Genomic DNA, 14,852 nt, shown 5'->3' with positions numbered 1-14,852 from the left:
ATGTCAAATGATACTATAAATGAAAATAAGAAAATTGACGAAAAAAGTTCAAGAGACAAAATGGTCAGCGGCTCTGCTTGGATGACAGGCGGCAGTATTTTATCTCGTCTTTTAGGTGCGTTATATATTATCCCTTGGATGGCTTGGATGGGGACACAAGATGTAGCGACTTCTGCAAACGCCTTATATATGGTAGGTTATACCCCTTATGCATTATTTTTATATATTGCAACAGCTGGCGTACCATCTGCTATCGCTAAACAAGTTTCTTATTACAATGCTTTAGGGGAATATCAAGTTAGTCGTGACATTTATAAAAAAGGACTACAGCTGATGGCGGTCACAGGAATTGTTTCAGCAGCGGTCATGTATTTGATTGCTCCATTTATTGCTGCTAATAGTCCAACTGCTTCAGTAAGTGATGGAACACAAGTTATTCGCTCCTTAAGTTGGGCGTTATTGATTATCCCTTGTATGAGTGTCACTCGTGGCTTTATTCAAGGTCACAATACAATGGCACCATCTGCTATTTCACAATTCATTGAACAGCTAGGCCGCGTTATTTTTATGTTGGCGGCAGTATACATTATCCGGATTGTCATGAATGGAGAAGTAGTTGATGCTGTATCTGCTTCTACTTTTGGAGCATTTATCGGAGCTTTGTTTAGTATTTTATATTTACTGTATATTATTTGGCGGAAAAAGCCCGAGTTGGATTTTCACGTGGCCAATAGTAAAAATAAAATACAAGTTTCGACTAATGATATTTTAAAATCCATTATTAAAACAGCGATCCCTTTCACTATTATCGCGTCAGGAATCACACTGTTTCAACTGATTGATCAATTTACATTTGCACCGATCATGAATAGGGTCGGTGAGATGACAGCGAAGCAAATTGAAAATAATTATGCCGTTGCTGCAGGAAATGCAAACAAACTCATTATGATTGTTATTTCTTTGGCCAGTTCAATGGCGATTACTTCTGTTCCTTTGATTGCAGAATTACTAGCTAAAGATAAAATGAAAGATGTAAGAAATCAGTTAAGCGACAGCATTCAATTGTTTTTCTTTATTATGTTGCCCGCTGCAATTGGAATGGCAGTAGTTTCAAAACCACTCTATACCGTTTTTTATGGTTATAGCGCCTTTGGGACAAATATTTTACAATTGTCTTCTTATATGAGTATCTTTTTAGGCTTGTTCGTCTTACTGGGGTCAACACTTCAAGCAGCCAATCAAACAAAACCAGCGCTAACTGCAATGGTAATTGGTTTAGTAGTTAAATTAGTTACACAATTTCCATTACTGTATCTTTTCCACACTTATGGGATGCTGGTCTCAAATATAGTTGGTTTTGGCGTAACAATTTATTTAATGCTGCGTACCATTTATAAAATGACGCACTTAGACTTCAATCGATTGTTCAGACGTATTTTATTAATGGTATTGATAACTTCCGCCATGGCGCTGATTGTTTTCCTTATACAAAAAGGAATGTATCAGTTTATTGACTCTAAAGACCGGATGGGATCATTGATCAATATGGGTGTTTCAGCAACAGTCGGCGGGATTTTTTATTTATATGCTACTTTAAAAGTACGACTAGCTGATCGTTTATTAGGCAGTCGAGTAGCAGGGTTAAGAAGAAAATTAAGAATCAAATAATGGCAAGAACTAGTTAGCAGCTGTTAGAGGTGCTGACTAGTTCTTTTAATATGATAAAGATTGGAGACAATAAGATGCGGTTGGATAAATTTTTAGCACATACAGGATATGGTTCTAGAAAAGAAGCGAAAGAATTGTTGAAAGGCAAACAAATAACGGTTAATAATCGTTTGGTGAAAGATGGAAAAATTCAAATTGATCCTGAAAAGGATCAGGTAACAGTTTCTGGTGAAGTGGTAAAATTCCAAGCTTTTTGTTATTTTATGCTGCATAAACCACAAGGTGTAATCAGCGCAACAGAAGATAATCTGCATAAAACGGTGATTGATTTACTTGCGCCGCAAGACCGTTTACTACATCCCTTTCCAGTAGGTCGTTTAGATAAAGATACAGAAGGTTTGTTATTGATTACTAATGACGGCAAGTTAGCACATAATTTATTGTCTCCAAAAAAAGAAGTAGATAAATGTTATGAAGCAGTTATTGAAGGAATCGTTGATGAAGCAGATATCCAAGCATTTGCAGATGGCATCATTTTAGATGATGGTTTTATCTGCCGATCAGCTCATTTAACGCTGACTGGCATCGATTCTGATAAACAAACTTCAACCATTCAAGTAACTATCCATGAAGGAAAATTTCACCAAGTTAAACGCATGTTTAAAGCAGTGAATAAAAAAGTACTTTATTTAAAACGAGTAACGATGGGGCCTTTAAAGTTAGACGAAACATTGGCTTTGGGAAAGTATCGCAAGTTGACTGAAGTAGAAATCGAACTTTTGAAATCAATTAACTAAATTAAGGAGCGTTTGTCCCGAAAGAACGGTTCATGGACAAACAAAGGCCAGAAAGTAGGAAGTTTGTCCCAAAAGAGCAGTTCATGGACAAACCAAGACCAAAAAACAAGAAGTTTGTCCCGAAAGAGCAGTTCATGGACAAACAAAGGCTAGAAAGCAGAAAGTTTGTCCCGGAAGAACGGTTCATGGACAGACAAAGGCTAGAAAGCAGGAAGTTTGTCCCAAAAGAACGACTAAAGGACAAATTAAGCCTAAAAATCAGTAATTTTTTCCTTCATTGATCAAAGAAGAGTATTGAAAGTTTCTCTGAACCCTCTATTTGCTAAACTTATTTTTAATCAACAGTGAATTTGTTAAGTGTGGCAGGCAACTGATTGATAATATGGGTAGGCAAGACAACATATTGCTTTTCAGCTAGCTGATCGCCAATATAGCTATGGAGATAAACAGCGGCTAAAACAGCAGATTTTGTATCAGGAATTTGAGCGACTAAACCGGCAATGATTCCCGCTAATGTATCTCCCATCCCGCCAGTGGCCATAGCTGGATTGCCAGCTTCGTTTTTCCAAACATCTTCCTTGAAATAAACTTCTGTTTGGTGTTGTTTTAAAACAACCGTTGCATTTAACTGAGCGCGTGCTTCACTATTTACGGCTTCATTTTGTTCAGTTGGCTTTAACCCGCTTAATCGTTCCCATTCACCCAAATGTGGAGTATAGATCGTATTGTCGTTTGGCGTCGGCAAGTCATATTTTGCCATTAGCGTGATAGCGGAACCATCGATAATGATGTGTTGATACGGCTGGACTTGAGCCAATAGAAATTTCAATATTTTTAATGAACCAGTTGAATCGCCCATACCTGGACCAATCGCCACAACTGATGCGGCTTTTATTTGCTGTTCAAGTTGTTTTTGGTTTTTCCAGTCGACCACCATTGCTTCCGGTAAATGAGCATGCAAAGCCGCGTGATTGCATTTATCGGTAGCAACCGTTACTAGACCAGCTCCACTGTGAACAGCTGCAAGTGCCATTAGGATCACTGCGCCTCCCATTCTTTTACTTCCTCCAACTAAAAGGACTTTCCCGTAATCTTCTTTGTAACTGTCAGCTTGCCTTTTTGGAATCAAACCTTGTATTTTTTCTTGATTTAGTCTGTTCATTTTTTCCCTCCTCAAGAGTTAGTAAGTTAATTATAAAGGCAAAGGCGAAAAAACACATCTTTAAAACATTGGTCAAATATTTAGGAAATAAGAGACGAATATTGGTATGCGACTGAAAAAGTGATATGATAGAGGTGTTGAAAAAAGGATGGGAGTGTTGAGCATATGACAATAGATTGGAAAAAAGAAGTAGCAGCACGTAAAGAAGATTTCTTAACGGATTTAATTTCTTTGTTAAAAATAGATAGTGTTCGTGATGACAGCCAAGCAACTGATGATGCCCCTGTCGGACCTGGACCTAAAAAAGCATTGGAAGCCTTTTTAGCATTAGGAGAACGCGACGGTTTTATAACGAAGAATGTTGATAGTTTAGCCGGCCATATCGAATATGGCGATGGAGATGAAACACTTGGAGTTTTAGCTCATGTTGACGTTGTACCTGTAGGCACCGGCTGGGAAACAGACCCTTTTGATCCAGTTATTAAAGAGGGCCGTATTTATGCCCGCGGATCTAGTGATGACAAAGGACCGGGTATGGCTGCTTATTACGCATTAAAGATTATTAAAGAGTTGGATTTACCTGTTTCTAAACGGATTCGTTTTATTATCGGTACAGACGAAGAAAGCGGCTGGATGTGTATGGACCGTTACTTCGAAGTTGAAGAAAAACCGGATTTCGGCTTTTCTCCCGATGCAGAATTTCCTATTATCAATGGAGAAAAAGGGATCTTAACAGAATATATCAATACCCAAGGAACGACGGAAGGCGGCAAAAATACGTTAATCAGTTTTGATGCTGGCTTGCGTGAAAACATGGTTCCTCAAGATGCAACAGTTATTTTTAAAAGCGAAGAAGCAGAGAAATTTGAAAAAGATTTCTATGACTTTATCGAAACAGCACCCGTAACAGGCACTGTTTCTGTTGAAGCTAATCAAGTAACCATTGAAGTTAATGGGAAAGCAGCTCATGCCATGGAACCGCGCGGCGGAGTCAACGCAGCAACATACTTGGCAGTCTTTCTAAATAGATACTCATTTGGCGGAGATGCTAAAGCCTTTTTAGAAATGACAGCTGAATTTTTCCATGATGATTCAAGAGCTGAAAAATTAGGATTGAACCATGTTGATGAGGTAATGGGCGATTTAACAATGAATCCGGGAGTATTTACCTTTACCCCGAAAGATGGCGGAATGATCGCTTTAAACTTCCGCTTTCCAAAAGGAGTCAGTGTGGAGAGCATCGAAATTGAATTAGATAAGAAGCTTTCTCATTACGGTGTTACATTAGGACGGGGAAAAGAACAACTGCCGCATTATGTACCAGCAGAAGATCCTTTAGTTCAAACCTTGCTGAATGTTTATGCGAAGCAAACAGGACTGGAAGCACATGAACAAACGATTGGCGGAGGCACATATGGCCGGTTGTTTGAACGTGGTGTAGCTTATGGCGCCATGTTCCCAGATAGCGTGGACACTATGCACCAAGCAAATGAATTTATGGCAATTGATGACTTAATGAATGCGATGAGCATCTATGCTGAAGCCATTTATGAATTAATCAAGTAGATTACACCATTTTATAAAAAAATAGTATAAGAAACAACAAAAAATAAGACGAGAGAAGATTAAAATGCTGCATACAGCTGCATTTCTAAAAACTTTTGTCTTATTTTTTATGGTCCTATAACATTTGACGTTAATCAGTTAAAAATAATTTAGAAATACACCTCAAATATTTCTGGAGGAAGAGGGAGTTGCTTGTAGCCATGTAAAAGGATACAAGGAGAATTACTTAGCGTTAGGCTTTAGCTGCTACGCTGGGTTTGAGCTTGTAAGTTTTGAGACACGTTCTTCGGCTCAAACGGTCCCATGGCTTTCCACAAGCAACCCCATATTCCGGAGGAAATTTTCTTACCAACGTTAAAAAATAAAGAACTTTTTTATTCAGTAAACCTTTTAACACACTAGATCGAGCAGTTGAATATAAGGTATAATTTTTGAGTAGACTAAAACATGACTTTTTTATGCGGTAATTTTCTGCCTTTATAATCAAATATTTGCCCAAAATAATTTGGCTTTGATTCAGTCCGATAATTTTGCACCACCACTTGCATGCGAGAGTTAATGGGGCCTTCTATCGTAATAATAGAATATTCTTCAATAGCATACACAAATTGATAAGCTTTCATCCCAGCGACTAAACAATTAAAATGACGTCCATCTGCTTCGAGTGTGAAACGGCATAGAGGTGTTCCATTGTGCGTATTGATAACCTTAACTTCTGAAACAACTTTTCCTGTAATAATGGCGGAATTCATATTAGCAGCTCCTTTGCTGGATACTTTCACTATAGATAGTTACATTTTTATTATACGAACAAACGTTCTATAAGTAAAGCGAACAGAACATGAAATAAGCTGAATTCCTTAAAAAAAGCCCGACCAGAGTTTTCTGATCGGGAAAGTGAGTATTTGGTATTCTAAAAAAAACTAAGCATAAAGTAATAAAAATCGAAAAAGAGAAAGAATCAATAGCTTAAAGGGCTTGACGGTAAATGCGTCGGCTTACTTCCAGAGTTTGATCGCCGCGTTCAGATAGTGCAGTTTGTTCATGTCTTTCTAATTGAGCTACTAATGGGTCGATCACTTCTTCGCCTAAACCGATATCTTTAAAAGAAGTAGGAGCGCCTAAGCTTTCAAAGAATGTTTTTGTTTTTTCAATAGCGGCATCGATTTTTTCTTCATCGTTGCCAGTGGTGATATGCCAGACACGCTCAGCATACTGTAAAAGTTTATCCCATTTTTCTGCTTTACGCACGGTTAATAATGCCGGCAAAACAATAGTCAAGGTTCTGGCATGATCAACTTGATAAAGAGCTGTAATTTCATGTCCCATATCATGAGATGCCCAATCCTGAGGTACACCAGGGGAAAGAACGGTATTTAAAGCATTGGTTGCTGTCCACATAAAGTTAGCCCGCAAGTTGTAATCATGATTGGTTTCATCAATAATATTGGGTCCAATTTCAATCAAAGTTTGCAGTAAACCTTCCGCAAAACGATCTTGAACCATAGCACCTACAGGGTAAGTCAAGTACTGCTCGATGATATGCACGAAAGCATCAATCACTCCGTTAGCTAGTTGACGTTCTGGTAAAGTATAAGTAATTTCAGGTTCTAAGATAGAAAACTGCGGAAAAACAAATGGACTGCCAAAACTTAATTTTGCTTGTTTTTCTTTAAAAGTAATAACTGATCCAGCATTCATTTCTGAACCTGTTGCGGGCAGCGTTAAAACCGTAGCAAATGGCAAAGCAGTAGTGACCGGTAGACGTTTTCCGATGCCGCCTCCAAAAATATCGATTGGATCGCCATCAAAAGGGACTGCGGCAGCAATAAACTTAGTTGCATCAATGACGGAACCGCCGCCAACTGCTAGTAAAAAGTCATACCCTTCATTTTTGATTAATTCTACAGCTTTCATAGCTGTTTCAAAATTTGGGTTTGCTTCGATACCGCCGAATTCTCCAATTTCGTAACCCTTCAAAGCCGTTTTAACTCTAGCTAAAGTTCCAAATTTTACCACGCTGCCTCCCCCATAAGTAATCAGAACTTTCTTGCCATGCGGAATCAGTTGACTCAATTCAGGAACACGGTTTTTGCCAAATACGATTTTTGTTGGGTTGTAATAAGTAAAATTGTTCATTTCATTTTTCATACGTCTTTTCACTCCTTTGTTTAAGTGTTTTTAGTATAGCACAACTTTTGTACGATTAAGCGCAGAGAAGTAAGAAAAGGAAAGGAGTTGCTCCCGTGCAGATAAGAATCAGAAAGTTATAAAATAACCATTGGTTTATGGTATATTTAGTTAAATATGTTTAAGAAAAGGAGTGAAAGAATGTTTTTAGCGTGGAAAGAAATAAAATATTCAAAAACACGTTTTGCATTAATTATTGGCGTTTTGGTTTTAGTCTCTTATTTAGTTTATTTTCTAGTTGGTTTAGCGTATGGGTTAGCGCAAGATAACCGCACTAGTGTAGATAAATGGGAGGCAGATGGAATTGTGCTGACCGATGAATCTAATACGAATATCAATATGTCCATGATGACATTGGGACAAGCTAAAGAAGTGACCGGTGAAGAGGTGGCTTTTTTAGGACAAGCTCCAAGTGTTGTCAGAAAAGCTGGAAAGACTGGTGAAGATGCTAAAATAAATGTCACGTTTTTTGGTATTGATGCTGATCAATTTATTATGCCGGAAGTAATCGAAGGCAAAGCATTTAGCGGAAAAGATGAAGTCGTGTCTGACATCAGTTTGAAAGAAGAAGAAGGCGTGGAGATTGGAGATACCTTAGAGCTGGCTGGAAATGACAAAGAAGTAACCGTTGTAGGATTTACAGAAAATGCTAAATTCAATGTAGCACCGGTTTTGTATACGACTATACCGGCTTTTCAAGAAGTGCGTTTTGAAAAAGCGGATGATTCTGATAATGGACGTATCAGCGCAGTAGTCGTTAGGGGGGAAGGCGGGTCATTGGATACGGTACAAATCGATAATGATGACTTGGTCGCTTATCCGATTAAAGAATACATTAATAAAATACCAGGCTATACTGCGCAAGTTTTGACCTTTGGGTTGATGATCGGTTTCTTAGTGGTAATTGCTGCTGTTGTGATTGGCATCTTTATCTATGTCTTAACCTTGCAAAAAACCAGCATGTTTGGCGTGATGAAAGCCCAAGGAATCTCGAACAGGTATATTTCTGCTTCAGTTGTCGCACAAACTTTTTTATTAGCGGCAGTAGGAGTGGGAATCGGATTAGGCTTAACTATTTTAACAGCTCTAGTTTTACCAGCAGCGGTGCCTTATCGAACCAACGTAGTCTTTCTAGCGGCGATAACGTTTTTATTGATTTTAGTAGCTGTATTAGGTGCTTTGTTTTCAGTCAGAACAGTAGTCAATATTGACCCATTAGAAGCGATCGGTTAGGAGGGGACAAGATGAAATTAATCGAATTAGTTGATGTAACGCGTACTTTTGGCGAAGGACATACGAAAGTTGAAGCATTGAAAAAAACGAACTTTTCAGTTGAAGCAGGTGAGTTTGCTGCAATCATTGGGCCGAGCGGTTCAGGTAAGAGTACATTGTTAACGATTATCGGCGGATTGCAAACTCCTTCTGAAGGAAAAGTAATGATAAACAATCATAAGTTTAGCGAAGTGCCTGAAAAAGAACGAGCTGCTTTGCGGTTTAAAGAAATTGGGTTTATTTTGCAGGCTTCAAATTTAGTACCATTTTTAACGGTGGAAGACCAATTGCGTTTGGTGAACAAAGTAAACAAAACTAAAATGGACACAACTAAAAGCGATACTTTATTAGACGAACTTGGAATAAAAGAACTGAAAAAGAAATACCCAAGCGACTTATCAGGGGGAGAACGCCAACGTGCAGCTATCGCACGAGCAATTTACCATGGGCCTTCGGTTATTTTAGCAGATGAACCAACAGCTAGTTTAGACTCCGAAAAAGCATTTGAAGTGGTCAAAATTTTAGCCCGTGAAACCAAAGCACAAAAAAAAGCTACCATTATGGTCACACATGATGAGCGGTTAATTGAACATTGTGATAGTGTATATGTGATGAAAGATGGAATACTGACAAAAAAATAATAAAAAAAGAGCTAATGAAAAAAATATTTTTTATTAGTTCTCTTTTTTTACAAAAAAAGCTATTGCTACGCTAATAACTAGAATAAAACGGTGATTATTGAACGCGCTTACTTTTAGCAGAGTGGCTTTATGATGAAAATAAGATTAAAATAACGTTTGACTATTCTAATTTTTGCAGGTATCATTCAACTACAACATACATTTAAGGGGTGGGAAAACATTATGAGAAAAGAAAAACAATTGACCTTCGCATCTGTTATGCCTGCTGCTCTTCTAAGTAAAAACAACTTAATTTTAATTATGCCCTAGGATTCGAACTATTCAATTAGTTGAGTCCTAGTTTTCGTATCCTGGGGCTCTATCGATTCTGTTCGGTAAACAAGCCCTTCATCTTTTCTGAAGGGCTTGTTTTTTGGTGCGCCCGGCATGGGTGATAACTTGGTGGTGAAAGTCCACTACAGGCTTTGCAGTAGGAACTGTTAGCGAATAGCAAGGGTGTCCCCCGTGAGGAGGAAGCTGGACGCAAACACTCGCACTGACGAACAGAAATCTCATACAAGGCTGACTGGAGATGGACGAGCTTGCCAAATAAAGTGAAGTCCTATACTGCACGAATCTCCTACAGTAAATGAGGCAGTGACATGAGTGGAAGGTTATCATTCTTACCCGGGGAGGTCTCACTAGCGGCAAACACCGTAGTAACAACGAATAGTGAGAAGTCAGCAGATGCCATAGTAGGAGAACGCCGTTCTCTGAAGGGCAGAACAATAATAATCTTGAAGAAACAAGGAGGTGAAGTCACTACAAAATCGCAGAAAACATCGTGGTAAAGACCGAAAAGATGGCTTCTTACAAAGGGACAAGCTGGAAGCGAAAGAGTATGTAAGAGCGCGTAGTAGTGACAGCATGGAGATGAAAGAACAAGATGGTATCACGTTAATAGATAAAGTCATAGAGAGTGGTAATCTATGGCAAGCGTATGAAAAAGTACGAAAAAATAAAGGAGCTCCAGGAATAGATGGTATCACGGTCGAAGAGCTAGAGGACCATATGAAGAAATATTACCCAACGTTAGTACAGAAACTAAAGGACGGTACGTATAAACCTCAACCTGTTCGAAGAGTGCCCATACCAAAACCAGATGGTTCTAAACGTTATTTAGGTATTCCAAGTGTACTTGATAGAGTTGTTCAACAAGCTATTTTGCAAGTTATCGACCCAATGATTGACCCCTATTTTTCAAATAATAGTTTTGGTTTCCGTAAAGGTAAAAGTGCCCATCAAGCCATACAAAAAGCGGAAGAATATTATGAAGAAGGGTATAGAATAGTGGTCGATTGCGATTTGAAAAGTTATTTCGATACCATCCACCATCAAAAGCTTAGAGCCTATTTAGAAGAATTTATCCAAGATAAAGTTGTATTAAAGTTAATCTGGAAATTTCTTCGCTCTGGGATATTAGATAAAGATATCTATATCGAAACAGATAAGGGGGCACCGCAAGGTGGCCCACTGTCACCTTTACTCGCAAATGTATATCTAAACCAACTAGATCGAGAACTAGAAAGAAGAGGGCATAAATTTATTCGTTACGCGGATGATTTCGTTATCTATGTTAAAAGTCAGCGTGCTGGTGAAAGAGTCATGGAGAGTGTTACTGAGTATATAGAAAAAGATTTACGACTAACAGTAAATCAAAAGAAAAGCAAGGTGACCACTCCAACAAAAGCGAAGTTTTTAGGATTCCATATTATGAACCACATGGGAAAGTTGGATGCCGACCTGCTAAGTCGGCACAACGAAGATTCAAAGACAAACTTCAAAAACTAACTAGTCGTAAACGACCAGGAACTTTCCTGAACATTGTAAAAGAGATTAATCAAGTTACCGTTGGTTGGATTAATTATTATGGTATCAGTTATATGAAAACCTTTATAGCAGAAACACAATCCTGGTTAAACCACAGGCTTCGGCAACTTATCTGGAAACGATGGAAGAAAGTTAAAACACGTTATACTATGTTAAAAAGATATGGTATCCAACATGATGACGCATTAAAATTAGCTGCTTCTCGAAAAGGGTACTGGAGAACATCCAAAAACCACATTATTCATACAGCTATAACAAAAGACAGACTCATAAAGTGGGGATTAAAAGATTTATCCCAACTGTATGCGTCTGCCCAAACAAGATACTCAAGTTATTGAACCGCCGTATACCGAACGGTACGTACGGTGGTGTGAGAGGTCGGAACCGTAAGGTTCCTCCTACTCGTTTTTTTAAGTAAGAGCATGGAAAAAGCAGAAGGACTTATGGTTAAAGAGAAAGGAGAACATCAGGCTAGAGCAAGAAAAAGAACAGCAGTAGAGAGAATAAATGACAAAAAAGGAGAGAACAACTATGAAAAAGCAAACAAATAGTGGAATGAAGAAATGGAGCATCTTAATGAGCCTAGTAATTTTTTTATTCTTATCCGGCTGCGGCAATAAGGCAGAAAAGGAAGGAGGGCAAGTTAAAGCCACCTCTCAAGACATTCTCTACATAGGGATGACCAACCCGCCAGATAATTTCAGCCCGATAAATGCAGCTGGTGTATCTGCTCGGTGGGCGCAGCGTTTCTTCTATGACGCCCTGTTGGATATGCCGGATGCATTGACATTTCAACCGAGATTGGCAGATAGTTTTGAAACAGAAGATAATCAAAACTATACGATCAAATTAAATCCAGATGCCAAATGGTCTGATGGCATACCTGTTACGGCAGAGGATGTGGTTTTTACCTACAACTTGATTGCGGATCCTGAAGTAGAAACAACACGTGGTGTAGCGGTAGCTTCATTGGAAGGTGTAACATCTTCTGGAAAACTGGAAGAAGGACTAACGGAGATTCCCAATTTAGTCGCTGTAGACGATAAAACAGTCACATTAAAGACGGAAACACCAGTCGATCCGAACTATTTAAAAGAATTTCTTGCTTATGGTATTTTCATTTTACCGAAACACGTATGGGAAGTGACACCCAAAAGCGAATTGGCCAATGCTAGTTTTGTAACCCAACCTGAAGTAACAAGCGGACCGTATACTTTTGTTGAGTACGTAAAAGATTCTCATATCGAATTGACTGCAAATTCCGATTACTATCGTGGTGAACCTGAAATCAAAGAAGTCTTTTTAAAAGTAATGAATGGTACTAACTTAGTAACTGAACTTCAATCAGGCGGTTTGCACATGAATGCCAGCGGAGGCATTGGAGAAGTTCCAACACAAGAATTAAAAACAGTTAAAGCACTAGAAGGATTGGAAGTTAGCGTACAACCAAGCTTGACGGTTCAAATGATGCCGATCAATACGGAAGTGTTTAAAGATAAATACATCCGTCAAGCTTTAGCACATGCCATCAATCGTCAGCAAATCGTGGATAGTTTATTGGCTGGCCAAGGGGAAATTGTCGATAGTATGTATACTTCTGTTAGTCCTTATAAAAATGAAGAACTGGAAACAACGGCCTACGATCCTGAATTGGCTAAGAAGTTGATTGCTAAATCCGATTTTGATATGAACCAAGAAATAGAAATTGTCGTTCCGGTCGGCAACAAAGTGAGAGAACAATCCGCTGTTTTAATTCAACAAGATTTGGAAGCTGTCGGATTTAAAATTAAATTGTCTAATTTTGATTTCCCAACAGTTATGGAAAAAGGGCGTGCTGGCGATTTTGATTTGATGATGTACGGATATTCATTGAACATTGATCCGGATGTATCGAACTATGTTGGCCCAGACGGTGTCTCCAACTATTCGAATTATGAAAATCCTAAGAGTACTGCTTTATTAGAAGCAGGATTAGCCGAAACCGATCCAGAAAAACGAAAAGTGATTTATGATGAAGCACAAGAAATTTGGCAAGATGACATGTTTATTGTACCGCTTTATTCTGCATTGGATATCGTGGTCAAAAATAAAACCTTGAATGGCGGAATAACTGATTTTTGGCCTGGTTCATTAACAGATGTCGAAACATGGACTTTAAATCAAGCAAAAAAGAAATAAATTAGCATACTAAGAACGACTGTTGTTAAGTTTCCTTACATTCGTTTTATTTTTAGAGATAATTGGTTATTGTAATTATAAAAAGATTAAATTATAGTTTGACTTTTATCATTTTAACGGGTAGAATTTAAAAAAAATTTTAAAACATGTGGGAAATAGCTAATTATTGTATTTAAACGAGAATAGAAGTTAGGAAACCTGACATCGTAACAAAGAACAAAGAAAAAAGCAGCTAAGAGGTTAATAGAAATAAAAAAGAAAAGAGGGGCTTAAATGGGGTATAACGAATGGGAAGAGCATTTAGCAAATAATTTTGATGAAACGGTTGCTTGGAGACGACATTTGCACCGCTATCCAGAAATTTCTTTTGAAGAGACGGCTACAAGAGCTTATATTTTTGAAAAACTAACTGAATTTGGTTATACAGACATCCGTACGAACGTAGGTGGCGGAGGCCTGGTTACACGTTTGGTAGGCGCACAACCAGGACCTAGAATCGCTTTTCGAGCAGACTTTGATGCTTTGCGTATTCAAGAGGAAACACAACTGCCTTTTGCTTCGGTCAATGATGGAGTCATGCATGCTTGTGGTCATGATGGACATACCGCAATTCTGTTAAGTGTTGCAAAAGTTTTAAAACAATTTGAAGCAGAGCTAAAAGGCGAAGTCGTTTTTATCTTCCAACACGCTGAAGAAATGTTGCCGGGTGGAGCGAAAGCAATGATCAAGGATGGTGCTTTAACAGACGTTGATTACGTTTATGGACTGCATTTAAGATCACCATTAGAATATGGAAAAGTTCAATACTGTAGCGGCTTCTCCATGGCGGCAGCAGATTTTTTTGAAATCACGATTCAAGGAAAAGGCGGTCATGGTTCAAGTCCTCATACATCGGTTGATCCAATTGTTGTCGGATCTCATTTAGCCAATCAGCTACAGACACTTATCAGCCGTACGAAAAACCCAATGCAAGCGGGTGTGTTGACTATTTCGACTTTTCAAGCTGGAAGTGAAGCGAACAATGTTATTCCAGATACAGCACGCTTAAAAGGAACGGTTCGAACTTTTGAACCAACACTGCGCAGTCTGCTTGAAGAAAAAATAAAAACGATGGCGGAACACATTTGTGCAGCGTATGAGGCGACTTGTACTGTTACGTACACAAAAGGGTACCCTGCAGTTTATAATCATCCGGCTGAAACAGAAGTTGTACAAAACTTGTTCAGCGAAAAGTTCGGTGCTGAAGCAGTAGAATCCACACCATTAAGAATGGGCGGTGAAGATTTCGCTTATTTTCTTGAAAAGAAACCCGGTTCGTTTTTCTTTGTTAATTCAGGAAATGCTGAGAAAGGGATCATTTACCCGCATCACCATCCTAAATTCGATATTGATGAACGGGCATTGTTAACAGGCGGAAAGGCATTCTTAGCAATTGCAGAACATCACTTGTTAGAACAATCAGAAGTGCTTGTAAAGAAAAAAACAGTTGTTGAAACAGCAGCAGAATAA

The 14,852-nt window shown here is 38.5% G+C and carries 13 protein-coding genes; 10 read left to right on the top strand and 3 right to left on the bottom strand.

Annotation, left to right across the window (positions count from 1 at the left end):
* Together BR87_RS05260 and BR87_RS05255 are read left to right on the top strand one after the other, a co-directional pair.
* The gene (locus tag BR87_RS05260) at nt 1-1,668 is read left to right on the top strand and encodes a putative polysaccharide biosynthesis protein (RefSeq protein WP_035029578.1); all 1,668 of its coding nucleotides are present in this window, start codon (nt 1-3) and stop codon (nt 1,666-1,668) included.
* Between the two features lie 74 nt (nt 1,669-1,742).
* Entirely contained in the window at nt 1,743-2,465 is a 723-nt protein-coding gene (locus tag BR87_RS05255) for a pseudouridine synthase (RefSeq protein WP_035029575.1), read from the top strand.
* A gap of 334 nt (nt 2,466-2,799) precedes the next feature.
* On the opposite strand, the gene BR87_RS05245 is transcribed toward BR87_RS05255, so the two are convergent.
* Nucleotides 2,800-3,627: an NAD(P)H-hydrate dehydratase gene (locus BR87_RS05245; protein WP_035029570.1), complete on the bottom strand. Its 828-nt coding sequence runs from the start codon at nt 3,625-3,627 to the stop codon at nt 2,800-2,802.
* A gap of 165 nt (nt 3,628-3,792) precedes the next feature.
* Between BR87_RS05245 and pepV the strand changes: the two genes are divergently transcribed.
* Nucleotides 3,793-5,193: a dipeptidase PepV gene (pepV, locus tag BR87_RS05240; protein WP_035029567.1), complete on the top strand. Its 1,401-nt coding sequence runs from the start codon at nt 3,793-3,795 to the stop codon at nt 5,191-5,193.
* Between the two features lie 440 nt (nt 5,194-5,633).
* On the opposite strand, the gene BR87_RS05235 is transcribed toward pepV, so the two are convergent.
* Nucleotides 5,634-5,945 (bottom strand): single stranded DNA-binding domain-containing protein, encoded by a 312-nt coding sequence (locus tag BR87_RS05235; RefSeq protein WP_035029564.1) that lies wholly within the window; start codon nt 5,943-5,945, stop codon nt 5,634-5,636.
* A 217-nt stretch (nt 5,946-6,162) separates the two neighbouring features.
* Nucleotides 6,163-7,344, bottom strand: coding sequence for an iron-containing alcohol dehydrogenase (locus BR87_RS05230; protein ID WP_035029561.1), 1,182 nt, complete (start codon nt 7,342-7,344; stop codon nt 6,163-6,165).
* Between the two features lie 180 nt (nt 7,345-7,524).
* Here BR87_RS05230 and BR87_RS05225 point away from each other — a divergent pair, with 180 nt between their 5' ends.
* The 7 genes from BR87_RS05225 (at nt 7,525) to BR87_RS05205 (ending at nt 14,852) form a co-directional block, all read left to right on the top strand.
* Nucleotides 7,525-8,616 (top strand): ABC transporter permease, encoded by a 1,092-nt coding sequence (locus tag BR87_RS05225; protein ID WP_035029558.1) that lies wholly within the window; start codon nt 7,525-7,527, stop codon nt 8,614-8,616.
* A gap of 11 nt (nt 8,617-8,627) precedes the next feature.
* Nucleotides 8,628-9,296, top strand: coding sequence for an ABC transporter ATP-binding protein (locus tag BR87_RS05220; protein WP_035029556.1), 669 nt, complete (start codon nt 8,628-8,630; stop codon nt 9,294-9,296).
* A 792-nt stretch (nt 9,297-10,088) separates the two neighbouring features.
* The gene (gene ltrA / locus BR87_RS05215) at nt 10,089-11,126 is read left to right on the top strand and encodes a group II intron reverse transcriptase/maturase (protein ID WP_244877016.1); all 1,038 of its coding nucleotides are present in this window, start codon (nt 10,089-10,091) and stop codon (nt 11,124-11,126) included.
* Nucleotides 11,039-11,503 (top strand): group II intron maturase-specific domain-containing protein, encoded by a 465-nt coding sequence (locus BR87_RS13335; protein ID WP_084683558.1) that lies wholly within the window; start codon nt 11,039-11,041, stop codon nt 11,501-11,503. The genes ltrA and BR87_RS13335 overlap by 88 nt, the downstream gene beginning before the upstream one ends.
* An 84-nt stretch (nt 11,504-11,587) precedes the next feature.
* A complete protein-coding gene (locus tag BR87_RS13475; protein WP_280511679.1) occupies nt 11,588-11,716 on the top strand; it encodes a hypothetical protein in 129 nt (42 codons plus the stop codon).
* A complete protein-coding gene (locus tag BR87_RS05210) occupies nt 11,697-13,343 on the top strand; it encodes an ABC transporter substrate-binding protein (protein WP_035029552.1) in 1,647 nt (548 codons plus the stop codon). Before BR87_RS13475 ends, BR87_RS05210 begins: the two co-directional genes overlap by 20 nt.
* 273 nt (nt 13,344-13,616) lie before the next feature.
* A complete protein-coding gene (locus BR87_RS05205) occupies nt 13,617-14,852 on the top strand; it encodes a M20 metallopeptidase family protein (protein WP_051929686.1) in 1,236 nt (411 codons plus the stop codon).

The sequence above is a fragment of the Carnobacterium mobile DSM 4848 genome, assembly GCF_000744825.1.
GTDB classification, from domain to species: domain Bacteria; phylum Bacillota; class Bacilli; order Lactobacillales; family Carnobacteriaceae; genus Carnobacterium_A; species Carnobacterium_A mobile.
Note: the sequence above shows the minus strand (reverse complement) of the source record. Positions and strands in the feature narration are given on the sequence as shown.

Bases quoted from the DNA above. Each gene is read 5' to 3' on its own strand.
- BR87_RS05235 (WP_035029564.1), bottom strand. From the start codon at position 5,945: ATGAATTCCGCCATTATTACAGGAAAAGTTGTTTCAGAAGTTAAGGTT.
- BR87_RS13475 (WP_280511679.1), top strand. From the start codon at position 11,588: ATGGAAAAAGCAGAAGGACTTATGGTTAAAGAGAAAGGAGAACATCAG.
- pepV (WP_035029567.1), top strand. From the start codon at position 3,793: ATGACAATAGATTGGAAAAAAGAAGTAGCAGCACGTAAAGAAGATTTC.
- BR87_RS05255 (WP_035029575.1), top strand. From the start codon at position 1,743: ATGCGGTTGGATAAATTTTTAGCACATACAGGATATGGTTCTAGAAAA.
- BR87_RS05260 (WP_035029578.1), top strand. From the start codon at position 1: ATGTCAAATGATACTATAAATGAAAATAAGAAAATTGACGAAAAAAGT.
- BR87_RS05220 (WP_035029556.1), top strand. From the start codon at position 8,628: ATGAAATTAATCGAATTAGTTGATGTAACGCGTACTTTTGGCGAAGGA.
- BR87_RS05205 (WP_051929686.1), top strand. From the start codon at position 13,617: ATGGGGTATAACGAATGGGAAGAGCATTTAGCAAATAATTTTGATGAA.
- BR87_RS05230 (WP_035029561.1), bottom strand. From the start codon at position 7,344: ATGAAAAATGAAATGAACAATTTTACTTATTACAACCCAACAAAAATC.
- BR87_RS05245 (WP_035029570.1), bottom strand. From the start codon at position 3,627: ATGAACAGACTAAATCAAGAAAAAATACAAGGTTTGATTCCAAAAAGG.
- BR87_RS05225 (WP_035029558.1), top strand. From the start codon at position 7,525: ATGTTTTTAGCGTGGAAAGAAATAAAATATTCAAAAACACGTTTTGCA.
- BR87_RS05210 (WP_035029552.1), top strand. From the start codon at position 11,697: ATGAAAAAGCAAACAAATAGTGGAATGAAGAAATGGAGCATCTTAATG.